Source organism: Sphingosinicellaceae bacterium, assembly GCA_019285715.1.
Lineage (GTDB): Bacteria > Pseudomonadota > Alphaproteobacteria > Sphingomonadales > Sphingomonadaceae > Glacieibacterium.
This window is the reverse complement of the sequence record CP079108.1, coordinates 105,076-128,862: the sequence shown is the minus strand read 5'-3', so window position 1 is coordinate 128,862 and position 23,787 is coordinate 105,076. Positions and strand designations below refer to the sequence as shown.

General features: G+C 66.3%; 21 protein-coding genes, 3 tRNA genes and 1 other RNA gene. 21 read left to right on the top strand and 4 right to left on the bottom strand.

Annotation, left to right across the window (positions count from 1 at the left end):
• Window positions 1-49: 49 nt before the first annotated feature.
• Window positions 50-811 (bottom strand): 23S rRNA (guanosine(2251)-2'-O)-methyltransferase RlmB, encoded by a 762-nt coding sequence (gene rlmB / locus KX816_00705; GenBank protein QXQ06638.1) that lies wholly within the window; start codon window positions 809-811, stop codon window positions 50-52.
• A 127-nt stretch (window positions 812-938) separates the two neighbouring features.
• Here rlmB and KX816_00700 point away from each other — a divergent pair.
• Window positions 939-1,024: transfer RNA gene (locus KX816_00700), tRNA-Tyr, on the top strand.
• A gap of 8 nt (window positions 1,025-1,032) precedes the next feature.
• Here the strand turns inward: KX816_00700 and eda are convergent.
• From eda to KX816_00685, 3 genes are all read right to left on the bottom strand, one after another.
• Window positions 1,033-1,659, bottom strand: a complete 627-nt coding sequence (gene eda / locus KX816_00695; GenBank protein QXQ06637.1) for a bifunctional 4-hydroxy-2-oxoglutarate aldolase/2-dehydro-3-deoxy-phosphogluconate aldolase — start codon at window positions 1,657-1,659, stop codon at window positions 1,033-1,035.
• Window positions 1,660-1,822: 163 nt separating this feature from the next.
• Window positions 1,823-2,902, bottom strand: a complete 1,080-nt coding sequence (locus tag KX816_00690) for a GGDEF domain-containing protein (GenBank protein QXQ06636.1) — start codon at window positions 2,900-2,902, stop codon at window positions 1,823-1,825.
• Between the two features lie 62 nt (window positions 2,903-2,964).
• Window positions 2,965-3,038: transfer RNA gene (locus tag KX816_00685), tRNA-Gly, on the bottom strand.
• 128 nt (window positions 3,039-3,166) lie between these two features.
• Here KX816_00685 and KX816_00680 point away from each other — a divergent pair.
• The 20 genes from KX816_00680 (at window position 3,167) to KX816_00585 (ending at window position 23,695) form a co-directional block, all read left to right on the top strand.
• Window positions 3,167-3,242 (top strand) — tRNA-Trp (locus tag KX816_00680).
• A 152-nt stretch (window positions 3,243-3,394) separates the two neighbouring features.
• Window positions 3,395-3,592, top strand: coding sequence for a preprotein translocase subunit SecE (gene secE / locus KX816_00675; protein ID QXQ06635.1), 198 nt, complete (start codon window positions 3,395-3,397; stop codon window positions 3,590-3,592).
• 8 nt (window positions 3,593-3,600) lie between these two features.
• Window positions 3,601-4,143 carry a transcription termination/antitermination protein NusG gene (gene nusG / locus KX816_00670; protein ID QXQ06634.1) on the top strand — a complete coding sequence of 181 codons (543 nt, stop codon included), beginning with the start codon at window positions 3,601-3,603 and terminating at the stop codon, window positions 4,141-4,143.
• A 75-nt stretch (window positions 4,144-4,218) separates the two neighbouring features.
• Window positions 4,219-4,653, top strand: coding sequence for a 50S ribosomal protein L11 (gene rplK / locus KX816_00665; protein QXQ06633.1), 435 nt, complete (start codon window positions 4,219-4,221; stop codon window positions 4,651-4,653).
• A gap of 4 nt (window positions 4,654-4,657) precedes the next feature.
• The gene (gene rplA / locus KX816_00660; GenBank protein QXQ06632.1) at window positions 4,658-5,356 is read left to right on the top strand and encodes a 50S ribosomal protein L1; all 699 of its coding nucleotides are present in this window, start codon (window positions 4,658-4,660) and stop codon (window positions 5,354-5,356) included.
• A 365-nt stretch (window positions 5,357-5,721) separates the two neighbouring features.
• Window positions 5,722-6,237 carry a 50S ribosomal protein L10 gene (rplJ, locus tag KX816_00655; protein ID QXQ06631.1) on the top strand — a complete coding sequence of 172 codons (516 nt, stop codon included), beginning with the start codon at window positions 5,722-5,724 and terminating at the stop codon, window positions 6,235-6,237.
• Between the two features lie 51 nt (window positions 6,238-6,288).
• Window positions 6,289-6,663: a 50S ribosomal protein L7/L12 gene (gene rplL, locus KX816_00650; GenBank protein QXQ06630.1), complete on the top strand. Its 375-nt coding sequence runs from the start codon at window positions 6,289-6,291 to the stop codon at window positions 6,661-6,663.
• A gap of 226 nt (window positions 6,664-6,889) precedes the next feature.
• Window positions 6,890-7,594, top strand: coding sequence for a helix-turn-helix transcriptional regulator (locus tag KX816_00645; protein QXQ08322.1), 705 nt, complete (start codon window positions 6,890-6,892; stop codon window positions 7,592-7,594).
• A gap of 65 nt (window positions 7,595-7,659) precedes the next feature.
• Window positions 7,660-8,019, top strand: a complete 360-nt coding sequence (locus KX816_00640; GenBank protein ID QXQ06629.1) for a hypothetical protein — start codon at window positions 7,660-7,662, stop codon at window positions 8,017-8,019.
• Between the two features lie 54 nt (window positions 8,020-8,073).
• Window positions 8,074-8,475 carry a hypothetical protein gene (locus KX816_00635; protein ID QXQ06628.1) on the top strand — a complete coding sequence of 134 codons (402 nt, stop codon included), beginning with the start codon at window positions 8,074-8,076 and terminating at the stop codon, window positions 8,473-8,475.
• A 289-nt stretch (window positions 8,476-8,764) separates the two neighbouring features.
• Window positions 8,765-12,916, top strand: coding sequence for a DNA-directed RNA polymerase subunit beta (gene rpoB / locus KX816_00630; protein ID QXQ06627.1), 4,152 nt, complete (start codon window positions 8,765-8,767; stop codon window positions 12,914-12,916).
• A 156-nt stretch (window positions 12,917-13,072) separates the two neighbouring features.
• Window positions 13,073-17,269, top strand: coding sequence for a DNA-directed RNA polymerase subunit beta' (gene rpoC / locus KX816_00625; protein ID QXQ06626.1), 4,197 nt, complete (start codon window positions 13,073-13,075; stop codon window positions 17,267-17,269).
• Window positions 17,270-17,381: 112 nt separating this feature from the next.
• On the top strand, window positions 17,382-17,765 hold the full coding sequence (locus KX816_00620) for a hypothetical protein (protein ID QXQ06625.1): 384 nt from the start codon (window positions 17,382-17,384) through the stop codon (window positions 17,763-17,765).
• 14 nt (window positions 17,766-17,779) lie between these two features.
• Window positions 17,780-18,130 (top strand): hypothetical protein, encoded by a 351-nt coding sequence (locus KX816_00615; GenBank protein QXQ06624.1) that lies wholly within the window; start codon window positions 17,780-17,782, stop codon window positions 18,128-18,130.
• A 49-nt stretch (window positions 18,131-18,179) separates the two neighbouring features.
• The gene (locus KX816_00610; protein QXQ06623.1) at window positions 18,180-19,391 is read left to right on the top strand and encodes a glycosyltransferase family 1 protein; all 1,212 of its coding nucleotides are present in this window, start codon (window positions 18,180-18,182) and stop codon (window positions 19,389-19,391) included.
• Window positions 19,344-19,726: a transfer-messenger RNA gene (ssrA, locus tag KX816_00605) on the top strand. Before KX816_00610 ends, ssrA begins: the two co-directional genes overlap by 48 nt.
• Window positions 19,727-19,856: 130 nt before the next feature.
• Window positions 19,857-20,330 (top strand): hypothetical protein, encoded by a 474-nt coding sequence (locus KX816_00600; protein QXQ06622.1) that lies wholly within the window; start codon window positions 19,857-19,859, stop codon window positions 20,328-20,330.
• Window positions 20,331-20,399: 69 nt separating this feature from the next.
• Window positions 20,400-20,801 carry a nuclear transport factor 2 family protein gene (locus KX816_00595; GenBank protein QXQ08321.1) on the top strand — a complete coding sequence of 134 codons (402 nt, stop codon included), beginning with the start codon at window positions 20,400-20,402 and terminating at the stop codon, window positions 20,799-20,801.
• A 114-nt stretch (window positions 20,802-20,915) separates the two neighbouring features.
• A complete protein-coding gene (fumC, locus tag KX816_00590; GenBank protein QXQ06621.1) occupies window positions 20,916-22,307 on the top strand; it encodes a class II fumarate hydratase in 1,392 nt (463 codons plus the stop codon).
• Window positions 22,308-22,522: 215 nt separating this feature from the next.
• A complete protein-coding gene (locus tag KX816_00585) occupies window positions 22,523-23,695 on the top strand; it encodes an endo-1,4-beta-xylanase (GenBank protein ID QXQ06620.1) in 1,173 nt (390 codons plus the stop codon).
• Window positions 23,696-23,787 lie beyond the last annotated feature (92 nt).

The following is a 23,787-nucleotide window of genomic DNA, read 5'->3' as shown; positions in this document are numbered from 1 at the left end:
CAAGCCCGGGATGACAACGGGGCCTCGGGAGGAGAACCTCTCCCCGCCCTCACCCCCGGCGCGCCGCCGCGTAGAGCGCGATCGCGGCGGCGTTGGACACGTTGAGGCTTTCCATCGCCGCGGCAATCGGCAGCTTGGCGATCTCGTCGCAATGCTCGGCGGTGTTGTGGCGCAAGCCCTCGCCCTCGGCCCCGAACACCAACGCGGGCTTGGTGTCGGCCAGCGCCTGCTCGATGGTGCGGGTCGCGGCCCCGTCGAGGCCGATGCGCCAGTAGCCGGCGTCGCCGATCTCGCCGAGCGCGCGCGCCAGGTTGACCACGCGGACCCACGGCACCAGTTCGAGTGCGCCCGAGGCCGCACGCGCCAGCGATCCCGATTCGCTGGGTGAGTTGCGATCCTGGGTGACGATCGCGACCGCGCCGAATGCCGCCGCCGAGCGCAGGATGGCGCCGACATTGTGCGGATCGGTGACCTGGTCGAGCACGACCAGAGCGCGGTTGCCGGTATCGAGGGCGAGAATATCCCCGAGGTACGGCGCCTCGAGCGGCTCGACCTCGAGCACGAGGCCCTGGTGCGGCGCATCGGCGGGGACCAGCCGGCCGAGGTCGGCGTCGTCGCCGTACTGGACGTTGAAGCCCTTGGGCAGGTCGTAGTCCGCCTCCAGCGCCTTCATCGCGGCGTGGGTGATGTGGAGCTTGCGGTGGACGCGCTCGGGGTTCGACAGCGCCGCGATCACGGCGTGGCGGCCATAAAGGCGGGGGTACTGGCTTTTCTGCCCGGCAGCGTTTCGCGGATGTGGTCTTCGGCCCATCGCCGCTGCCTAGCGGGGTTCAGGGCGTGCCGCTAGCCGTGAGGGCGTTGCCGGAGACGTTGACAGTGCGGGGCGCTTTCGCCACTAACCCGCGCTCGCAGCGGCCCCGGTCGCCTGCGAGCCCCGTGGAGGGGTGGCCGAGCGGTCAATGGCAGCAGACTGTAAATCTGCCGGGTTCGCCCTACGTTGGTTCAAATCCAACCCCCTCCACCACTTTCTTGTCAGATCGCGGACGACAGCCCCGCCGCGGTCCGGGCGAGTGCGGTGATGGCGCTCCAGTCTCCGGACGCGACCAGGCCGCGCGGCGCGAGCCAGCTGCCACCGACACAGGCGACGTTGGCGAGCTTGAGGTAGCCCGGCGCGGTCCCCGCGGTGATGCCCCCGGTCGGGCAGAACAGCACCTGCGCGAACGGCCCGCCGAACGCCGCCACCGCCGCCGCGCCGCCGCTGGTCTCGGCGGGGAAGAACTTGAAGCGCGTCAGCCCGAGGTCGAGCCCACGCATGATCTCGGTGCCGGTCGCGACACCCGCCAGCAGCGGCACGCCGAGATCGAGCGCGGCGCGCGCCACGCCTTCGCTCAGCCCCGGGCTGACCAGGAAGCGCGCTCCCGCATCGACCGCACGCCGCGCGTCGTCGGCGTTGAGCACCGTGCCCGCGCCCGGCACCGCACCCGGGATCGCCGCCATCGCGCGGATCGCGTCGAGTGCCGCGGGAGTGCGCAGCGTCACCTCCAGCGCCGCGATGCCGCCCGCGACGAGGGCCTTCGCCAGCTCGCCCGCGCTGCCGGCATCGTCGATCACCAGCACCGGCACGACGGGCGCGAGCCCCATGATCTCGTCGACGGTCATCGTTCCTCCAGCGGTGCGTGCGCGAAGGAGGGTCATAGGCGCGGACCGGTGCGGAGGGAAAGCGTCGGCGCGCCGGCAACCTTCGCCAACGTCAGATACGGCTGGCGAGACCAAGCTTGCCGGGCAAGGCGGCAATTTCCCCGCCAGGGCCATTCCCAGCAACTCACCGCGCCGGCACGACCCGGTCCCGCCCCATGCGCTTCGCGTCGTACAGCGCGGCGTCGGCGCGGGCGACCAGCGCGTCGGCGGTCTCGCCGTCCTTGTCGCTCGCCGTGCCGGCGGAAAAGCTGACGCGGCCCATGCTGGTGCCGTCGTCGCTGCGGCGGATGATCCGCGCCGCCAGTGCCGCCCGCGCCCGGTCGATCGCCGCGGTTGCCTCGTCGAGGCCGGCGCCGGGCAGCATGACGACGAACTCCTCGCCGCCGAGTCGCCCGACCGCGCCGTCCTTGCCGACCGCGTGCGCGAGGTGGTCGGCGACGTAGCGCAGGACCTGGTCCCCCATGGCGTGGCCGAAGCGGTCGTTGACGCGCTTGAAATGATCGATGTCGACCATTGCGACGCTGAGCGCCGTCGATGCCGCCTGTGCCGCCTCCAGCCGCCGGAACGCGCCGCGCCGGTTGAGCACGCCGGTCAGCGGATCGGTCACCGCCACCGTCTCGGCGGTCCTCAGCTTGTCGCGCAGCCGCGCCGATTCGTGTGCCGCCAGCGTCAGCTCGGCCTCGAGCCGGCTGTTCGCCACCAGCATCGTCGCGGTCGCCTGGCCGAGCCGGTCGATCAGCCGCGCCAGCGCCGCCGCGTCGGGGGCGGGTCCGCGCAGGTCCGGGCCGCGCAGCGCCGCATCGCCGGCCGCGATCGCCTCGCCGTAGCGGGCGGCATCGTTGGCACTCTCGGCCAGGCGTGCCGTCAGCGCCTCGGCCTGATCGTACGCCGCCTCGACCAGCGCCGCGACTTCACCCGGGGGCAGGTCGCCGCAATGCGCGCGGCGCAGCGCGGCAACACCGGCGAGGTCGAGGCCGGGCTCGGCGAGTTGCTCGCTTACGGCTGCCGACAGCAGCGGGTCGTCACCCTCGGCGTGGCGCATCAGCAGGTCGATGACGCTGGTTTCGGGCGGCAGGCCGCTGGCGACCAGCATCGCGCGCACCGAATCGAACAGCAGCAGGCGCGGATGGCCGAGTCCGCCGCGCGTACGCCCGGCGACTGCCTCGCCCGCGCTGCCCTGCGGCAGTCCTGCCTGATCGGTCATCGTGTTCCTCCGCGTCGGCGAAGAAACGGCGCGGCGAGCGCGGGCTTAACCGGGCGGGAGGCTGGAGCGGGTAGAGGGAATCGAACCCTCGTATGAAGCTTGGAAGGCTACTGCTCTACCATTGAGCTATACCCGCTTGGAGGGCGGCAGTTACCGCCACGGAGCCTCGGCGACAAGCCCCGGCCGGTGCGATGCTGCCCGGCGATCCCGTAGCCCCTTGCCGTTCGGGGCCGCCATGGGTATACGCCCCGCTCTCGGAACCGGAGGAGTGTAGCTCAGCTGGTAGAGCATCGGTCTCCAAAACCGAGGGCCGGGGGTTCGAGCCCCTCCACTCCTGCCAGTCCGCGAGGTTTGCGCCTCAAGGGCTTGCAGCGTAAGGTTCGAGAGTTATTTGAGGACCAGCCGGCGGCTCCGGACGAAGGGGTCGCTGGCTGGTTCTTGCTGTGACGGAAGCGTGAACGGGCAAGACGTGGACGGAAACGAAGGACGATAGTGGCGAGAGTTTCACCCGGAGAGTTCGTACGCCAGGTGCGTGCCGAAACCGCGAAGGTCAGTTGGCCGACGCGCCGTGAAACCGTGACCACGACGATCATGGTGCTGATCATGACCACCGTGCTTGCAGTCTTCTTCCTCGGTGTCGACACGCTGCTCGGGACGTTCGTCAAAACCCTGCTGACGCTGGCGAACTAGGGAACACGATGTCGCGCTGGTACATCATTCACGCTTACTCGGGCTTCGAGAACAAAGTCCGCGACTCGATCGTCGCCGACGCGACCCGGATGGGCCTCGACGCCTTCATCGAGTCGGTCGAAGTGCCCGTCGAGAAGGTCACCGAGGTCCGCCGCGGTAAAAAGGTCGTCAGCGACCGCAAGTATTTCCCGGGCTACGTGCTCGCCAAGCTGGTGATGACCGACGACGTCTACCACCTGGTCAAGAACACCGCGAAGGTCACTGGCTTCCTCGGGTCGCAGGGCAAGCCCCAGCCGATCAGCGAGAGCGAGGCCAGCCGCATCCTCAACACCAAGGTCGACGACGCGGTGTCGCCGACCGCCAAGCCGAAGCTCAAGGTCAACTTCGATATCGGCGACCAGGTCAAGGTCCTCGACGGTCCGTTCGCCTCGTTCAACGGCATGGTCGAGGAACTCGATTTCGATCACGGCCGGGTCAAGGTCTCGGTCTCGATCTTCGGGCGCGCGACCCCGGTCGAGCTCGGCTTCGAACAAGTCGAGAAGCCGAAATAAGCGTAAAATTCGTAAAGTTTGGAAGTGGGAGGCGCGCTTCGGCCCGTCGTTTGAACCACATTTAGGAGTGCCGTCATGGCAAAGAAGATTACCGGCTACATCAAGCTGCAGGTGAAGGCGGGTTCCGCCAACCCCAGCCCGCCGATCGGACCGGCGCTCGGCCAGCGCGGCGTCAACATCATGGAGTTCTGCAAGGCGTTCAACGCCAAGACCTCCGAGCTCGAGAAGGGCATGCCGATCCCGACCGTGATCACGGTCTACGCCGATCGCTCGTTCTCGTTCATCACCAAGACCGCTCCGGCCAGCTACCTGATCAAGCAGGCGGCTGGGCTGAAGGCCGGCGGCACGACGCCGGGCAAGGGTGCGTTCGCGGGCAAGATCAGCCAGTCGCAGATCCGCTCGATCGCGGAAGCCAAGATGACCGACCTCAATGCCAACAGCATCGAGACGGCAATGAAGACCATCGAGGGCAGCGCGCGCTCTATGGGTCTCGAAGTGGTGGGGGGCTGATCCGATGGCCATGAGCAAGAAGGTCAAGGCGATCTCCGCCACCGTCGACCGCGAGAAATTGTACGACCTCGATGCCGCGCTCGGCATGGTGCTGGCCAACGCCACCGCCAAGTTCGACGAGACCATCGAAGTCGCGTTCGGCCTCAACGTTGATCCGCGCCACGCCGACCAGATGGTCCGCGGCGTCGTTACCCTGCCCAAGGGCACCGGCAAGACGGTTCGCGTCGCGGTGTTCGCACGCGGCGCCAAGGCCGAGGAGGCACTCGCCGCCGGGGCCGACATCGTCGGTGCCGAGGACCTGCTGGAGATCGTCACCAACGGCAAGATCGACTTTGATCGCTGCATCGCGACGCCCGACATGATGGGTCTGGTCGGACGCCTCGGCAAGGTCCTCGGCCCGAAGGGCATGATGCCGAACCCGAAACTCGGCACCGTCACCATGGCGGTCGGCGACGCGGTCAAGGCCGCCAAGGGCGGCCAGGTCGAGTACCGCGTCGAGAAGGCCGGGATCATCCACGGCCGCCTCGGCAAGGCGAGCTTCCCCAAGGAAGACCTGCGCGCCAACTTCGACGCTCTGCTCGACGCGGTGGTCCGCGCCAAGCCGTCGGGCGCCAAGGGCAAGTACCTCGAGAAGGTCGCGCTCAGCTCGACGATGGGTGTCGGCGTCAAGGTCGACACGACGACCGTCGGACACGTGGTCTGAGTTAGAATACTACTCGGCTTGTCGTTCCGGCGAACGCCGGAACCCAGTTTACCAAGGGCCTCGCCTTTGGGTTAGCTGGGTCCCGGCGTTCGCCGGGATGACACGCGGGGGACAAGAGTTTTCCACCTCCGGGTGGAGATAGCCGTCCGAGATTGCAGGTGCTCTTCGGAGCTTAAGCCAAAAGGCCTGCATGAGACGGGGAGAGTTTACCGGCAGCCATCGTGCGATGGTGCTCCGGGTCCTGAACGCCTTCGCCCCGAAAGGGGCCGGCGCGACGGACGACGACCCCTCGGACGGGCTTGACCGGCAACGGTCAGGCTCAACCGGCGCGGCGGAAACGCAGCGTCTATAGTAGAGGAGAGAGCATGGATCGCGCTCAGAAAACAGAGCAGGTCTCCGCCCTCGCCAAGACTTTGTCCGAGACTGCCGTGGTCGTTGTCACGCGCAATCATGGTTTGACAGTGGCCCAGGTCACCGATCTCCGGACGAAGATGCGGCAGGCGGGTGCCAGCTTCAAAGTGACCAAGAACCGCCTCGCGCGGATCGCCCTGGAAGGCACGCCCTACCAGCCGATCGGCGAGCTGCTGACGGGTCCTATCGGTTTCGCCACATCCACCGATCCGGTCGCTGCAGCCAAGGTTGCAGTCGATTTTGCGAAGACGAACGACAAGTTCGAAATCGTCGGCGGCGCGATGGGGACGACCGTACTCGACATCAACGGCGTCAAGGCGTTGGCAGCATTGCCTTCGCTCGACGAACTGCGTGGTCGGATCGTGGGCCTTATCCAGGCACCCGCGAGCAAGATCGCACAGCTTGTCAACGCGCCGGCGGGCAAGCTTGCCCGCGTGTTCGGGGCCTACGCCATCAAGGAAGCGGCATAACGCCGAAGCAACATCCGGGCGCTCTATGCCGCCCCAATCTGGAGACTACACATGGCTGACCTTAACAAGATCGTCGAAGAGCTTTCGACCCTGACCGTCCTCGAGGCTGCTGACCTCGCGAAGATGCTCGAAGAGAAGTGGGGCGTTTCCGCCGCCGCTCCGGCCGCTGCCGCTGCCGGCCCGGCCGCTGCCGCCGGCCCTGCCGTCGAAGAGAAGACCGAGTTCGACGTCGTCCTGACCGGCGACGGCGGCAAGAAGATCAACGTCATCAAGGAAGTCCGCGCCATCACCGGCCTGGGCCTCACTGAAGCCAAGACGCTGGTCGAGTCGGCTCCCAAGGCCGTCAAGGAAGGCATCAACAAGGCGGAAGCCGAGAAGATCAAGGCTCAGCTCGAGGCCGCCGGCGCAACCGTCGAACTCAAGTAAGCCCGACTTCGATCGACTGGAGGGGCGGTCCCGCGGGACCGCCCCTTTTTCGTGCCCGCTCATCACGTGTGCCCCGTCGCGACCAAGGCCAGGGCCTGTAGACTCCGTTCATAATTTACTATGCATTGTTCATCAGCGGGTAAGACAAGGCAGGACGGGCATGAACGTCATGGCGGACAATGCAGACCTGGGTACACTCGACTGGCAGACGCGACTCCGGGCTGGCATGGCCCGGTCGCACGGCATTGACGTCACGGCGCCGCGGACGCATCCGCTGTCCTATGAGCATAAGTCACCCCGGGATGTCGCGGTGAGCCGTGGCGTCGGGCAGCTGACCGACGGGCAGCGCGATTGCCTGCGGCTGGTCTATGACCACATGACCTCCAAGGATATCGCGCGCGTGCTCGGCATCTCGCCGCACACCGTCGACATGCGTATCCGCAACGCCCTGAAAACGCTTGGTGTCTCTAGCCGGATCGAGGCGGCGCGGGCGCTGGTCGAGGCCGAGGGGCAGGGCGCGGCCACCGCCAATTCCTACCGGCCCTTGATATATCAGGCACCGGACGTTGCCGTGGGCGGCGTGACGGGCACAGTGACGGTGCCGGCCTCAACCACGAGCGACGAATATGCGACCCAGCATTCGGATACGCGGTTCAGTCCGGACTTCGGTCCGCCCGCCAGCGGCCCTCCCCGTCTGGCGGGCGCATCGTTGCCCTTCGTCGGTAACCCCCTCGGGACGGGGTCCGTCGCGAAGATCAAGGCGGACGGACGAAACGTCGAGACGCCACTCGCAGGCTCGCTCCCCTGGGGCGCGCGCAACACGCTTTCGCCGGGTGCCAGGCTCGCTTGGGTCGCGATGATCGCGATCGGTTCGTCGCTAGGGTTCGGGGCCATTCTGGGCGCGCTCGAAGCGCTCAAGAAGCTACTCTAAGACCGTCGGACGTCCGTCCGGCAGTTCTGCAGTCACGCGCTTCGGCGCGATCGAAGGATCATGTCATGCTCAAGGAACGTCGCGAAATCGCGCAGTCGGTCGCCGACCAGCTGTTCGCCGCCGAAGCCGCCATCGATGCCGCGATCGCCGCGACCGCGACCCTGACCGGCATGATGCCGTCGGTGCGGGGCAGTGCCGGGCTGTCGGCCCTGATCGGCCAGGACGCGCTGATGGAGGCCGCGCAGACCTGCGCCGCACTGGTCCAGGCGCGCGGTTCGATCGTCGCCACCCACAAGGCCCTGAGTGTCGCGCAGAAGCAGATGGGCCTCGGCGCAGTGGCGTTCGGCAGCTATGCGAAGCCGGCCGCTCAGCTCGACGAAGGCCGCGTTTTGCGCAGCGTTGCCGCGGTTGCCGTCGCCGCCTGATAAAGGGCGGGTTCGGCAGGCGGCCGAACCCGCGACTTCAGAAGGGAGGCACCCTTGATCACGATAATCTTCTCGGTCTTTCTTTTTGGCGGTTGCGGCATCGCGCTCTGGAAAGGTCGCGCGAGCGAGCGGTTGACGGCGGTCCTGCTGTTGGCGGCAGCATTCGTTTCGCCGCTGGTGGCGACGACCTCGTTTATCGGTCCCGAGCTCGGCATTCTTGCAATCGACGCGGCGCTGTTCGTTTTCCTGATCATGCTTGCGATGGTCAGCGACCGGTTCTGGCCGATGTGGGCGGCCGGTTTCCAGATCGTCGGGACGCTGATCCATGTCGCGCGCTTCGTCGATGTCACGATCTGGCCGAACGCTTATGCGACGGCGGAAGCGTTTTGGGCCTACCCCGTGCTGCTCGCGCTTGCCATTGGCACCTGGTGCGAGGCGCGCTACCGGACGCAATGACGGGGCTTTGGCGACCGCCCCTCCGGCATGCGGCGAGATAGCCCTTCCCCTAATCCAACACGTCGCCTATATAGCCGCTACACAGACATCCCGGTCGGTTGCGTGACGCTCGCGCTATCGGCCGCCTTTCCCGGTCCCGGGACACGGCAGGTTAAGCGACCCCGCCGCGCAGAATTGGGACAGGGTCAAGGTTTCATCACGCTAACGGTGCGGTCCGGAGAGCCCCGGGCACGCACTTTTTCGCGTGGGGGCGTGCCTCCTCGCGGCGGTAATGAGGACACTAAGACGCATGGCAACGCAGCTCGCGCAGTTCACGGCGAAAAAGCGCATCCGCAAGACCTTCGGCAAGATCCATGAGGTCGTGCAGATGCCGAACCTCATCGAGGTCCAGCGCGAAAGCTATGAGCATTTTCTGCGCTCGCGCCCCCAGGACGGATACGTCTCGGGCCTCGAGAAGACGCTGCGCTCGGTGTTCCCGATCCGCGACTTCGCCGGCACCGCCGAACTCGACTTCGTTCATTACGAGCTCGAGGATCCCAAGTACGACACCGACGAGTGTCGTCAGCGCGGCATGACCTATGCGGCGCCGATGCGCGTCACGCTGCGTCTTATCGTGTTCGAAGTGGACGCCGACACCGAGGCGCGGTCGGTCCTCGATATCAAGGAGCAGGACGTCTACATGGGCGACATGCCCCTGATGACGGGCAACGGCACCTTCATCATCAACGGCACCGAGCGCGTCATCGTCAGCCAGATGCACCGTTCGCCGGGCGTGTTCTTCGACCACGACCGTGGCAAGACGCACTCGTCGGGCAAATTCCTGTTCGCGGCGCGGGTCATCCCGTACCGCGGCTCGTGGCTCGACTTCGAGTTCGACGCCAAGGACATCGTCAACGTCCGCATCGACCGCAAGCGCAAGCTCCCGGTCACCAGCCTGTTCTACGCGCTGAACTATAACTCGGAGGAAATCCTCAACGAGTTCTACAAGCGCGTCGTCTGGGTCCGCGGCCACGGCAAGTCGGCAACCGCCGGCTCGAGCGGCGAGGCCGGCTGGGTCGTGCCCTTCGTCGAGGCCAACTGGCGCGGCCAGAAGCCGAGCTTCGATATCGTCAACGGCGAGACCGGCGAAGTCGTGTTCCCGCTCGGCACCAAGATCACGCCGCGCGTCGCCCGCAAGGCGGTTACCGACGGCCTGACCACGCTGCTGATCCCGACCGAGGAAATCTTCGGCCGCTACTCGGCGTTCGACCTGATCAATGAGGCCACCGGCGAGATCTACATCGAGGCCGGTGACGAACTCACCGCCGAAAACCTCGAGAAGATCGACCAGTCGGGCCAGACCTCGATCGAACTCCTCGACATCGACCACGTCTCGGTCGGTCCGTGGATCCGCAACACTCTGATGGCCGACAAGGTCGAAGAGCGCGACCACGCGCTGTCCGAGATCTACCGTGTCATGCGCCCCGGCGAGCCGCCGACGCGGGAGACCGCAGAGTCGATGTTCTACGGCCTGTTCTTCGATCCCGACCGCTACGACCTTTCGGCCGTCGGTCGCGTAAAGATGAACATGCGCATGGGCCTCGATGTCGCCGACGACATGACCGTGCTGCGCCGCGAGGACATCCTCGAGGTCGTCAAGACGCTCGTGAACCTCAAGGACGGCAAGGGCGAGATCGACGACATCGACAACCTCGGCAACCGGCGCGTGCGTTCGGTCGGCGAGTTGCTCGAGAACCAGTACCGCGTCGGCCTGCTCCGCATGGAGCGCGCCGTGAAGGAACGCATGTCGTCGGTCGATATCGACACCGTCATGCCCAACGACCTGATTAATGCCAAGCCGGCGGTCGCCGCGGTGCGTGAATTCTTCGGCTCCTCGCAGCTGTCGCAGTTCATGGACCAGACCAACCCACTGTCGGAAGTCACCCACAAGCGTCGCGTCTCGGCCCTCGGGCCGGGCGGTCTTACCCGCGAGCGTGCGGGCTTCGAAGTCCGCGACGTCCATCCGACCCACTACGGCCGGATCTGCCCGATCGAGACTCCGGAAGGCCCGAACATCGGCCTGATCAACAGCCTCGCGACCTTCAGCCGCGTCAACAAGTACGGCTTCATCGAGACGCCGTACCGCAAGGTCGTCGACCACAAATTGACCGACGACGTCGTCTATCTGTCGGCGATGGAGGAGGCCAAGCACACGATCGCGCAGGCCAACGCCGAAGTCGACGGCGAGGGCAGCTTCGTCGAGGAACTGATCTCGTCGCGTGAAGCGGGCGAGTTCCTGATGAGCCCGAAGAACAACATCACGCTGATGGACGTCAGTCCGAAGCAGCTGGTGTCGGTCGCCGCGTCGCTGATCCCGTTCCTCGAGAACGACGACGCCAACCGCGCGCTGATGGGCTCGAACATGCAGCGGCAGGCGGTGCCGCTGGTCAAGGCCGAGGCACCGTTCGTCGGCACCGGCATGGAGGGCACTGTCGCGCGTGACAGCGGCGCCGCCATCGCCGCACGCCGGACCGGCATCATCGACCAGGTCGACGCGACGCGCATCGTGATCCGCGCCACCGAGGACGTCGCCGCCGGCAAATCCGGGGTCGACATCTACACGCTGATGAAGTTCCAGCGCTCGAACCAGTCGACCTGCATCAACCAGCGTCCGCTGGTCACGGTCGGCGATATCGTCCGCAAGGGCGACATCATCGCCGACGGCCCGTCGACCGAGCTCGGTGAACTGGCGCTGGGCCGCAACGCCCTCGTCGCGTTCATGCCGTGGAACGGCTACAACTACGAGGACTCGATCCTCATCAACGAGAAGATCGTCAAGGAAGACGTCTTCACCTCGATCCACATCGAGGAGTTCGAGGTCATGGCCCGCGATACCAAGCTCGGGCCGGAGGACATCACCCGCGACATTCCGAACGTCGGCGAGGAAGCGCTCCGCAACCTCGACGAGGCCGGCATCGTCTACATCGGGGCCGAGGTCGAGCCGGGCGACATCCTGTGCGGCAAGATCACGCCGAAGGGCGAGTCGCCGATGACGCCGGAGGAAAAGCTCCTCCGCGCCATCTTCGGCGAGAAGGCCTCCGACGTCCGCGACACCTCGCTCAAGCTGCCGCCGGGCGTTGCCGGGACGGTCGTCGAGGTCCGGGTGTTCAACCGCCACGGCATCGACAAGGACGAGCGCGCGCTCCAGATCGAGCGCGAGGAAATCGACCGGCTCGACAAGGACGCCGCCGACGAGCGCGGCATCCTCGACCGTGCGACCTACGCCCGCCTGCGCGACATGCTGATGGGCCAGACACTCGCAGCCGGTCCCAAGGGCTTCAAGAAGGGCGGCGTCGTCGATGCCGCGCTGCTCGAAGAGACCCCGCGCCGTGAGTGGTGGAAGTTCGGTGTCGCCGACGATGCGCGCCAGTCCGACCTCGAGGCCCTGAAGGGCCAGTGGGAAGACGCGCAGGGCAACATCGACGCGCGCCTCGACGACAAGAAGGGCAAGCTCCAGTCCGGTGACGAAATGCCGCCGGGCGTGCTCAAGATGGTCAAGGTCTTCGTCGCGGTGAAGCGCAAGCTGCAGCCGGGCGACAAGATGGCTGGCCGTCACGGCAACAAGGGCGTCATCTCGCGGATTCTCCCGCAGGAGGACATGCCGTTCCTCGAGGACGGTACCCCGGTCGACATCGTGCTCAACCCGCTCGGCGTGCCGAGCCGGATGAACGTCGGGCAGATCTTCGAAACCCATCTGGGCTGGGCCGCTCGCGGTCTCGGCAAGCAGATCGGCCAGATGCTCGAGGACATCCACGCCAAGGCGAAGGGCCTGCACACCGACAACACCGGTGAGCTGCGCGAGAAGCTGAAGTCGATCTATGGTTCGCAGTACGACGACGACATCGCCGGCATGAGCGAGGAAGACATGGGCGCGCTTGCCCAGAACCTCTCGCTCGGCGTGCCGATGGCGACGCCGGTGTTCGACGGGGCGCGTGAAGCCGACGTGTCGGGCATGCTGGAACTGGCCGGGCTCGATGCCTCGGGTCAGGTCGAGCTGTTCGACGGCCGCACGGGCGACATGTTCGACCGCAAGGTGACCGTGGGCTACATCTACATGCTCAAGCTCCACCACCTGGTCGACGACAAGATCCACGCACGCTCGATCGGGCCGTACAGCCTCGTCACCCAGCAGCCGCTCGGTGGTAAGGCGCAGTTCGGTGGGCAGCGGTTCGGTGAGATGGAGGTGTGGGCCTTGCAGGCCTACGGCGCCGCCTACACCTTGCAGGAAATGCTCACCGTCAAGTCGGACGACGTCATCGGCCGTACCAAGGTCTACGAAGCGATCGTCAAGGGCGACGACACCTTCGAGGCCGGCATTCCGGAGAGCTTCAACGTGCTCGTCAAGGAAATGCGCTCGCTGGGGCTCAACGTCGAGCTCCAGAACGCCGAGAAGGTCGAGTGAACTAAGAACCGGGTCCCTCCCCCCTTGAGGGGGAGGGACAGGTCGCCGCTTGGCGACCAGGGTGAGGGGTTGAGCCCCGACCCCTCTCCCTGCCGCCGAAGAGGCGGCTGTCCCTCCCCCTCAAGGGGGGAGGGAAGGATTAGAAGGACGGTACCCATGAACCAGGAACTGATGAACTTCTTCAACCCGGCCGCGAAGCCGGAGACGTTCGACCAGATCCAGATCTCGCTCGCCAGCCCGGACAAGATCCGCAGCTGGTCGTTCGGCGAGATCAAGAAGCCCGAGACCATCAACTACCGGACGTTCAAGCCCGAGCGCGACGGCCTGTTCTGCGCGCGCATCTTCGGTCCGATCAAGGACTACGAGTGCCTGTGCGGCAAGTACAAGCGCATGAAGTACAAGGGCATCGTCTGCGAGAAGTGCGGCGTAGAGGTCACCGTCTCGAAGGTCCGCCGTGAGCGCATGGGCCATATCGAGCTGGCCGCCCCGGTCGCGCACATCTGGTTCCTGAAGTCGCTGCCGTCGCGCATCGGCATGCTTCTCGACATGCCGCTCAAAAATCTCGAGCGCGTGCTGTACTTCGAGCAGTACGTCGTGCTCGAGCCCGGCATGACGCCGATGAAGAAGTTCGACCTCCTGACCGAGGACGAGTTGGCGACCGCACAGGACGAGTATGGCGAGGACGGCTTCCAGGCCGGCATCGGCGCCGAGGCGATCCGCAAGCTGCTCGAGGAAATGGACCTCGAGGGCGAGATGGTGGTCCTGCGCGAGGAGCTGGCGACGACCAAGTCGGAGCTGAAGCCCAAGAAGATCATCAAGCGCATGAAGGTCGTCGAGTCCTTCATCGAGAGCGGCAACAAGCCCGAGTGGATGGTGCTGCAGGTCGTGCCGGTGATCCCGCCCGAGCTGCGTCCGCTGGTGCCGCTGGACGGTGGCCGCTTCGCGACGTCGGACTTGAACGACCTGTACCGCCGCGTCATCAACCGCAACAACCGGTTGAAGCGCCTGATCGAGCTGCGCGCCCCGGACATCATCGTCCGCAACGAGAAGCGCATGCTGCAGGAGGCGGTCGACGCCCTGTTCGACAACGGTCGCCGTGGCCGCACCATCACCGGTGCCAACAAGCGTCCGCTGAAGTCGCTGTCCGACATGCTCAAGGGCAAGCAGGGCCGCTTCCGCCAGAACCTGCTCGGCAAGCGCGTCGACTATTCGGGTCGTTCGGTCATCGTCACCGGGCCTGAGTTGAAGCTGCACCAGTGCGGCCTGCCGAAGAAGATGGCGCTCGAGCTGTTCAAGCCGTTCATCTACTCGCGCCTCGACGCCAAGGGTCTGTCGATGACCCTCAAGCAGGCGAAGAAGTGGGTCGAGAAGGAGCGCAAGGAAGTCTGGGACATCCTCGACGAGGTTATCCGCGAGCACCCCGTGCTGCTGAACCGTGCCCCGACGCTGCACCGCCTGGGCATCCAGGCGTTCGAGCCGGTCCTGATCGAGGGCAAGGCGATCCAGCTGCACCCGCTGGTCTGCTCGGCCTTCAACGCCGACTTCGACGGCGACCAGATGGCCGTCCACGTCCCGCTGAGCCTCGAGGCCCAGTTGGAAGCGCGCGTCCTGATGATGTCGACCAACAACATCCTGTCGCCCGCGAACGGCAAGCCGATCATCGTGCCGTCGCAGGACATGGTGCTGGGCCTGTACTACCTGTCGATGGACCGTGACGGCGAGCCCGGCGCGGGGATGAAGTTCGCCAACATCAGCGAGGTCCACCAGGCCCTGCAGGCGAAGGCGGTCACCCTCCACTCGAAGATTACGGCGCGCGTCGAGACCACCGACGAAGAGGGCAACATGGTCCTCCGCCGCGTCGAGACCACGCCGGGCCGCATGCTGCTCGGCGAGACGCTGCCGAAGAACCACAAGGTGCCCTACGAGACGATCAACCGGCTCCTCACCAAGAAGGACATCGGCGACGTCATCGACGAGGTCTACCGGCACACCGGCCAGAAGGAGACCGTGCTGTTCGCCGACGCCATCATGGCGTTGGGCTTCAAGCACGCCTTCATGGCGGGGATCAGCTTCGGCAAGGACGACATGGTCATCCCCGCCAGCAAGATCACCACGGTCGATGCGACCAAGGCGCAGGTCAAGGACTATGAGCAGCAGTACCAGGACGGCCTGATCACCCAGGGTGAGAAGTACAACAAGGTCGTCGATGCTTGGGCGCGTTGCGGCGACCAGGTCGCGGACGCGATGATGAAGGAGATCAGCGCCAAGAAGGTCGATCCGGACGGTCGTGAAATGCAGATCAACTCGATCTACATGATGGCCCACTCGGGTGCCCGTGGCTCGCAGGCGCAGATGAAGCAGCTTGCCGGCATGCGCGGCCTGATGGCCAAGCCGTCGGGCGAGATCATCGAGACCCCGATCATCTCGAACTTCAAGGAAGGCCTGACAGTCCTTGAGTACTTCAACTCGACCCACGGCGCCCGCAAGGGTCTCGCGGACACCGCGTTGAAGACCGCCAACTCGGGCTACCTGACGCGTCGCCTCGTCGACGTGTCGCAGGACTGCGTCGTCTTCGAGGACGATTGCGGCACCACCCGCGGCCTCGTCATGAAGGCGATCGTCGAGGGCGGCAGCACGATCGTCTCGCTCGGCGAGCGTATCCTGGGCCGCACCGTGCTCGACGACGTCGTCGACGCGAAGACCGGCGAGGTCATCGCACCGGCGGGCATGCTGCTCAGCGAAGTCGACGTGACGCGGATCGAGAAGGCCGCGGTGCCGGAAGTGAAGATCCGGTCGCCGCTGGTCTGCGAGACAAAGATCGGCGTCTGCGCGACCTGCTACGGTCGCGACCTCGCCCGCGGTACCCCGGTCAACACCGGCGAAGCGGTCGGCGTCATCGCGGCACAGTCGATCGGCGAGCCCGGCACCCAGCTGACCATGCGTACCTTCCACATCGGTGGTGCGGCGCAGGTCAGCGAGCAGTCGACGCTCGATGCTCCGGTCGACGGCAAGGTCCATCTCCGCAACCTGCACACCATCCGCGACTCGCGCGGGCGCAACATCTCGATGGGGCGCAACGGTGAACTGGTGCTGATGGACGACGACGGTCGCGAGCGCTCGATCCACCGCATCCCGTACGGCGCGACGCTTATGCACCTGCATGACGCGATCGTGGCGAAGGGCGACCGCCTGGCCGACTGGGATCCGTACACCCTGCCGGTGATCACCGAGAAGTCGGGCAAGATCAAATACCAGGACCTCATCGAAGGCGTCTCGATGTCCGAGAACGTCGACGATGCGACCGGTATCGCCCAGAAGGTCGTGCAGGACTGGCGCTCGATCAACAAGAAGGACGACCTGCGCCCCCGTATCACGTTGCTCGACGAGAGCAGCGGCGAGAGTGCGCGTTACCTGCTCGCGGTCGATGCCATTCTGTCGGTCAACGACGGCCAGGACGTGGAGGCCGGTGACGTCGTCGCCCGCATTCCGCGTGAGGCTGCCAAGACCCGCGACATCACCGGTGGTCTGCCGCGCGTCGCCGAGCTGTTCGAGGCGCGTATCCCCAAGGACAACGCCGTGATCGCCCGGATCAACGGCCGCGTCGAGTTCGGCAAGGACTACAAAACCAAGCGCCGGATCAGCATCCGTCCGGAGGAGGCCGGTGCCGACGTCGCCGAGTACCTGGTGCCCAAGGGCCGGCACGTCGCCGTCCAGGAAGGCGACTATGTCCGGCGCGGCGATTACCTGATCGACGGCAACCCGAACCCGCACGACATTCTCGACGTGCTCGGGATCGAGCCGTTGGCCGAGTATCTGTGTGCCGAGATCCAGGAGGTCTATCGTCTGCAGGGCGTGAAGATCAACGACAAGCACATCGAGGTGATCGTTCGCCAGATGCTGCAGAAGGTCGAGATCACCAAGTCGGGTGACACCACGATGCTGGTCGGCGAACAGGTCGACCGGCTCGAGATGGAAGCCGAGAACGCCAAGCTCGAGAAGAAGCAGATCCACGCCGAGGGCAAGCCCGTCCTGCTCGGGATCACGAAGGCATCGCTGCAGACCAAGTCGTTCATCTCGGCCGCCTCGTTCCAGGAGACGACGCGCGTCCTCACCGAGGCTGCTGTCCAGGGCAAGATCGACACCCTGACCGGGCTCAAGGAGAACGTCATCGTCGGCCGCCTGATCCCGGCCGGTACCGGTGCTGCTTTGGCCCGGGCCCGGGTTACCGCGACGTCGCGCGATGCGGCGCTGCGGGCGACCCAGGCGCAGAAGCTGGCAGCAGCTACCCCGGTCGCCGTGCCGATCCCCGCCGCACCGATCCCGAGCCCGCTCGGGGAGGTCGTCGGGGGCTAGCCTCCGCACCGCGGACCAACGAACCAGCCCCGCCGGAGCAATCCGGCGGGGCTTTTTCGTGGCCGCTTGACCTCGTCGAAAGCGTAACGCTTCAGTAACGACATTCGGGGGTATGCGCATGGGTCTCGTCGTCTTGTCGGTGCTGATCCAGGTGCTGACCGTGGTTCACGTCATCCGCCACGGCCGCAACCAGGCCTGGGTGCTGGCCGCGGTGATGCTGTCGAGACCGGGCTGCATCGCCTATTTCGTCATCGAGATCGCACCCGGCCTGTGGGGCGGGCGGACCGCCGCCGCGGCGCGCGGCCGGGTCGCCAAGGCGCTCGCCCCGGAGCGCCAGCTCCGCGCCGCCCGCGATGCGCTCGACCTCGCCGACACGCCGCTCAACCACGCCCGGTCGCAGACGCGCTGGTCGAACTCGATCGGGCCGGCGATGCCATCGTCCGCTACGAGGCGGCGCTCGGCGGCATTCAGTCGGGCAATGTCAGCACGTTGTTAAAGCTGGGAAGCGCGTTGCTCGACTCCGGCAACGCCGCCCGTGCGCTTCAGGTCGCCGAGGCGCTGCCGACGGCGGAATCGAGCGACGGCGGCCGCAATGCGTTGCTTCGGGCCAAGGTCCTCGAAGCTGTCGGACGCGCACCGGAGGCGATGCCGATCTACGCCGACCTCGTCGCGCGTGTCCCGGGCGAGGAGGTGCGCTGCCGCTACGCCAATTTGCTGATGGCGGCCGGGCGCACCGGCGAGGCCCGGCAATTGCTCCGCGAAGTCGGCGACCGTGCCCGCCGGCTGAGCCGCCAGCAACGCGCCGACCAGGCCCGGATGTACGACTGGGCCGCGAGCGCGCTGGTCCGCATCGGGCGGTGACCGACCGTATCATTGTCGGGTCCCGCCCCGGACGTGCTATGCGCCGCCCATGAACGTCGTGTTGCCGCTCCCCGTCCCCAAATCCGCGCCCACTGCGCCGGAGCTCCGTGTCGCGCTGTTCTCCGGAAACTATAATTACGTCCGCGACGGTGCCAACCAGGCGCTCAACAAGCTCGTCGACTATCTTGAGCGCCAGGGTATAGCGGTTCGGGTCTATTCGCCGACCACCGCGTTCCCGGCGTTCGAACCGTCGGGTACGCTGATATCGGTTCCGGCGTGGCGGATTCCGCTGCGCCCCGACTACCGTTATGCCAAGCCGCTCGGGGCCGAGACGCGGCGCGACCTCGAGGCGTTCGCACCGACATTGGTCCACCTCGCCGCACCCGATTCACTCGGCTTCAGCGTCAAGAAATGGGCCAAGCACGCCGGCGTGCCCGTGGTGTCGTCGGTCCACACCCGCTTCGAGACCTATTTCGCCTTCTATGGCCTCGCCTTCCTGCGGCGCTGGGCAGAGCGCCACCTGCGCCGCTTCTATCACGACCTCGACGAGATCTACGCGACCTCCGAAGGCTTTGCCGAGGTTCTCCTCGCGCAGGGCATGTCGGACCGCATCAAGGTCTGGAGCCGCGGCATCGACAAGACCCGCTTCACCCCGACCCGGCGCGACCTGGTGTGGCGGCGCGGTCTCGGCATCGGCATCGAGGAGCCAACGATTGCCTTCGTCGGGCGGCTAGTCCCCGAAAAGGGCCTCGACGTCGTCGCCGCGACGATGGCCGAGTTGACCCGCCGCGGCGTGCCCCACCGGCTGATGGTGGTCGGCGACGGCCCGGCCCGCGCCAAGTTCCAGGCGCAGGTGCCGGAAGCCGTGCTGACCGGCTTCCTCGGCGGGCTGGCGCTGCCCCGCGCCTATGCGTCGGCCGACATGATGCTCAACCCGTCGACCACCGAGACCTTCGGCAACGTCACCCTTGAGGCGATGGCGAGCGGCCTGCCGGTGATCGCCGCCGACGCCACCGGCAACACCTGCCTCGTCGTCGACGGAGTTACGGGCGCGCTCGTCCCGCCCGGCGATGCGACCGCGTTTGCCGACGCGATCCAAGCTCTGGTCGAGAATCCGGCGAAGCGCGCCGCGGTTGGCCAGGCGGGCCTTGCGCGGGCCGCGACCTACGATTGGGACGCGATCAATGCGACGCTGCTCGGTCATTACCGCGCCGTGGTTGCAAAACACGCCCGTTCGCCTATCTTGGCGGAGTCGGCTTAGCGGCCGACTATGGTGATAAATTGTGTCGTGAAATAGATGTTCGGACCCGGGGGCGGTACCCGGCGGCTCCACCAATCTCCCCCGGTTGTCGCGGGACGTGCGGGGCCGAAACAGGATCGACGTGCATTCAAAGACGACGTATTTGCCCGGCCTGAATGAGCCGTTAAACCGTTCTAACTCCTAAATGCCAACGACAACGAGGCATTCGCAATCGCAGCGTAACCCGGTCCTAACGGACTAAGTTACACTGGCCGAAAGCGCGGTACGGGCCACACCGGGCAACAGAAGTGGAAACCGGCGGTTTGGGGAGCACCGAGCAACAGAAGCTCCCCACTTTCCCTTGAGCCAGCCCGAACCCTGCGTGACGCAGCAACCCGAACGTCCGCTCGACACGACGTTGTTGCGTGGGGATGACGCCGGGGGGGTCGATGCCGTAAGCTTGCCGCCAGACCCCGGAGCCGAGTCGTGAACGACACCACTGCCGACAGCCTGATCCCCTACGACGAGATCGTCCAGGACGCGTTGCGTTCGGTCGTCCGGCGCGTGCTCGATCGCATCGATGCCGAGGGCGGGCTGCCCGGCAGCCACCATTTCTACATCGCCTTTCGGACCCGATACCCGGGCGTGGAGATGCCCAAGCACCTGCTGGAGCGCTATCCCGAGGAGATGACCGTCATCATCCAGCATCGCTACTGGGACCTCGCGATCGACGACCACAAGTTCCAGATCGGGCTGAGCTTCAACCAGGTCCCGGCAAAGCTGGTGATCCCCTTCGACGCGGTCACCGGCTTCGTCGACCCAGCGGTCAACTTCGCGCTCCAGTTCCAGCCCAAGGAGGGCGAGGCCGCCGTTGCCGCCGTACCCGAGGCCGCGCCGCCGCCGCCCCCGGTCGAGGACGGGTCGAACGTCGTCACGCTGGATCGATTTCGGAAGAAATAGGATTGCGCGCCTCTGCGCTCTGCAGCCGAATGATAGCTCCCGGTCGAGGCGCTTCGCTGCGAGGTCATGGTGAATGATCGTTTCATAGCCGCGGCGCTGGAGCGCCACTGGGAAGCCTCGGACGCCAACGACTTCGCGGCAGAGCACGAGATTTACCGCGAGGACGCGCTGCTGTTTTACCCCCAGTCTGGCGAGCGTATCCGTGGCCGGCACAACATCCGGGAAAGCCGTGCCGTTCAGCCGAGCCACAAGCGTTTCACGGTCCGGCGGATTACCGGTTCAGGGGCCCTCTGGATCACCGAGCTCATCCTGACCTACGACGACCGTCCATCGTATGTCGTGAGCATCATGGAGTTCGAGGACGGTCTGGTCGCGCAGGAAACCCAGTATTTCACCGACGGGTTCGAACCAGGCCCCTCGCGCGCGCATCTTGTCGAACCGGCGAACGCGATTACGGCGAGCAGGGGCTAGCCTGCGAGGTCGCACGACCCAGCCGGTTGCCATCCGGGCAAACTCCCGCGACACAGCGCGCAAAGCAATCAGTGTTCCGGCGCCTGTCGGGACGATAGCGATGGAGACACGCGCATGACCACCCGCAGCGAGACCGACAGCTTCGGTCCGATCGATGTCGACGCCAGCGTCTATTGGGGTGCGCAGACGCAGCGCTCGATCGGCAATTTCCCGATCGGCGGCATCGGCGATCGGATGCCGCTTCCGGTGGTCCACGCGCTCGGCAAGATCAAGCTCGCCGCCGCCCGGGTCAACCGCCAGCACGGGCTCGACGCGAGGATCGCCGACGCCATCGAGGCCGCCGCGGCCGAGGTCGCCGACGGCAAGCACGACGACCAGTTCCCGCTCGTCGTCTGGCAGACCGGCAGCGGCACCCAGTCCAACATGAACGCCAACGAGGTCATCGCCGGCCGCGCCAACGAGATGCTGACCGGGACCCGCGGCGGCAAGTCGCCGGTCCACCCCAACGACCACGTCAACATGAGCGCATCGTCGAACGACACCTTCCCGACTGCGATGCACGTCTCGGTCGCGCTGCAGGCCCGCGACCGCCTGCTGCCGGCGCTGCGCAGCCTCGCCACCTCGTTCCGCAAGCACGAGAGCGAGTGGAGCGGCATCGTCAAGATCGGCCGCACCCATTTGCAGGATGCCACACCGGTGACCCTCGGCCAGGAGATGTCGGCCTATGCGCAGACGCTGGAGGACAACGCCGACCGCGTCGTCGCGCTGTGGCCGCGCCTGTCGCGCCTCGCTCAGGGCGGCACCGCCGTCGGCACCGGGCTGAACGCGCCCAAGGGCTTCGGCGAGGCCTTCTGCACCGCGCTCGCCGAGGTCACCGGCGGCGTGCCGTGGGTGTCCGCGCCCAACAAGTTCGAGGCGCTGGCCACCCACGACGCGATGGTCGAGGCGTCGGGCGTGCTCAACGTCATCGCGGTCGGGGTCACCAAGATCGCCAACGACCTGCGCCTGCTCGGCTCGGGGCCGCGCTCCGGCCTCGGCGAGCTCAGCCTGCCCGAGAACGAGCCCGGCAGCTCGATCATGCCCGGCAAGGTCAACCCGACCCAGGCCGAGGCACTGACCATGGTCGCCGCGCAGGTCATGGGCAACCACGTCGCGGTCACCGTCGGTGGCATGCAGGGCCACCTCGAGCTCAACGTCTTCAAGCCGGTGATGGTCTACAACGTGCTGCGCTCGATCGAACTCTTGTCCGACGCGATCGACAGCTTCCGCCTGCGCATGGTCGACGGCATGACCCCGAACCGCGCGCGCATCGCCGAGCTCGTCGAGCGCTCGCTGATGCTGGTCACCGCGCTCGCCCCGGAGATCGGCTACGACAACGCCGCCAAGATCGCCAAGCACGCCCACCACGAGGGCACAAGCCTGCTCGATGCGGCACTCGCGCTCGGGCTGATCGACGAGGCGCGGTTCCGCGAGGTCGTGCGGCCGGAAGCGATGATCGGGGAATAAGTCCCCAATGGTTTCGAGCTGGGCAGCCGCGTCACGCTGACGACCGCGCTTCGCCGACCGGATGGTTGCCAGGCCTTCCGGGCGCTGGCACCGGCCCCGGACCGTCGCGGCAAGTCCGCCGCCGGGTTCGACATCGTCGCGTCGCGAAATGTCGACCGGTATCAAACGTGTTATCGGTGGTGCCATCGTTCGCGGTGCAATCGGGAAACGCGGCTATGGGCGACGACGAGGGCAGGGATCGGCGCGATGGCATGACCGTTGCCGCACCAAGCTCGTTTTCCCGTCGAACGGCACTTGCCGGGGTTGGAGCCTTGGCGCTTGCGAGCTGCGAGCCGCTGGCGGAGTTGATCACAGCGACGCCCAGCCCCGCGCTGCGGGACATCGCGGCGGCCAAGGGCATGCGCTTCGGGACTGCAGTCAATGCGGCGTCTTCCGGAAGCCGGCGTGGTGCCCTGGCGGCGTCCGAATCCAGCATTCTCGTCGCCGAGAACGAGTTCAAGTTCGGATCGGTCCACAAACACGGGGTCGCGTTCGACTTCGAGCCCGCCGACAAGGTGGCGGCATATGCGGCTGATCACGACATTGCGCTGCGCGGCCACTCCCTATTCTGGAATCAGCCTAAATACGTGCCGGCTTGGCTGGCCAACTACCCATTCGGCGCGGCTCCTGCCGTCGCGCTTGAGGGTCTTCTCGGGGCGCATATCCAGGCGATGCTCGAACACTTTCGCGCGGTGCGCTCGTGGGATGTCGTTAACGAGACGGTCCAACCCGAAACCGGCTCGATGCGAGACACCGTAGCGACCCGCATCCTCGGCGATAGGCTACTCGATGTCACGTTCGCGGCGTCGCGCCGCACGTCACCCGCGGCACAGCTCGTCTACAACGATTACATGCACTGGGGCCCGGACGGCGACGCCCATCGCCGGGGCGTCCTTGCGTTGCTCGAGGGGATGAAGGCCCGTAGCGTTCCCTGCGACGCCCTCGGCATCCAGGGGCATATCGCCGTGCCTGGAGGTGATGTCGGGTCGGAGCTCGTTGCCAGTCAAAAGATCTGGCGCGACTTCCTCCAGGAGGTCCACGACCTGGGCTACGGGATGCTGGTCACGGAGTTCGATATCGATGACCGGCGTGCACCTTCGGACATTGGCCGCCGAGACCGGATCGTCGCCGATACGGCCCGCGCGTTCCTCGACGTCACGCTCGATCAGCCCGGTGTGAGGGACATTCTCTGCTGGGGCCTGGATAATGGCTCGTCATGGCTGCAGCGATTTGTGCCGAGGTCGGACGGCCTGCCACAACGCGGCTGCCCGTTTGACTCCGACTTGCGGCCGACCCCGCTGCGGGCGGCGATCACCGGCGCGATCCGGAGCGCCCGAGTGCGTTCGTGACTAGGGCTGATGAGCGTCGGTCCTACCCACCGACCCTCGTCGAAGACCATCCACCGTTTGTCGACGCCGTTCGAGATTGATCGACCGCTATC

Bases quoted from the DNA above. Each gene is read 5' to 3' on its own strand.
- KX816_00640 (QXQ06629.1), top strand. From the start codon at position 7,660: ATGCTCAAGGAACGTCGCGAAATCGCGCAGTCGGTCGCCGACCAGCTG.
- KX816_00645 (QXQ08322.1), top strand. From the start codon at position 6,890: ATGGCCCGGTCGCACGGCATTGACGTCACGGCGCCGCGGACGCATCCG.
- rpoC (QXQ06626.1), top strand. From the start codon at position 13,073: ATGAACCAGGAACTGATGAACTTCTTCAACCCGGCCGCGAAGCCGGAG.
- rpoB (QXQ06627.1), top strand. From the start codon at position 8,765: ATGGCAACGCAGCTCGCGCAGTTCACGGCGAAAAAGCGCATCCGCAAG.
- KX816_00620 (QXQ06625.1), top strand. From the start codon at position 17,382: ATGCGCATGGGTCTCGTCGTCTTGTCGGTGCTGATCCAGGTGCTGACC.
- KX816_00585 (QXQ06620.1), top strand. From the start codon at position 22,523: ATGGGCGACGACGAGGGCAGGGATCGGCGCGATGGCATGACCGTTGCC.
- KX816_00690 (QXQ06636.1), bottom strand. From the start codon at position 2,902: ATGACCGATCAGGCAGGACTGCCGCAGGGCAGCGCGGGCGAGGCAGTC.
- rplL (QXQ06630.1), top strand. From the start codon at position 6,289: ATGGCTGACCTTAACAAGATCGTCGAAGAGCTTTCGACCCTGACCGTC.
- rlmB (QXQ06638.1), bottom strand. From the start codon at position 811: ATGGGCCGAAGACCACATCCGCGAAACGCTGCCGGGCAGAAAAGCCAG.
- rplJ (QXQ06631.1), top strand. From the start codon at position 5,722: ATGGATCGCGCTCAGAAAACAGAGCAGGTCTCCGCCCTCGCCAAGACT.
- KX816_00610 (QXQ06623.1), top strand. From the start codon at position 18,180: ATGAACGTCGTGTTGCCGCTCCCCGTCCCCAAATCCGCGCCCACTGCG.
- rplA (QXQ06632.1), top strand. From the start codon at position 4,658: ATGGCCATGAGCAAGAAGGTCAAGGCGATCTCCGCCACCGTCGACCGC.
- nusG (QXQ06634.1), top strand. From the start codon at position 3,601: ATGTCGCGCTGGTACATCATTCACGCTTACTCGGGCTTCGAGAACAAA.
- eda (QXQ06637.1), bottom strand. From the start codon at position 1,659: ATGACCGTCGACGAGATCATGGGGCTCGCGCCCGTCGTGCCGGTGCTG.
- rplK (QXQ06633.1), top strand. From the start codon at position 4,219: ATGGCAAAGAAGATTACCGGCTACATCAAGCTGCAGGTGAAGGCGGGT.
- fumC (QXQ06621.1), top strand. From the start codon at position 20,916: ATGACCACCCGCAGCGAGACCGACAGCTTCGGTCCGATCGATGTCGAC.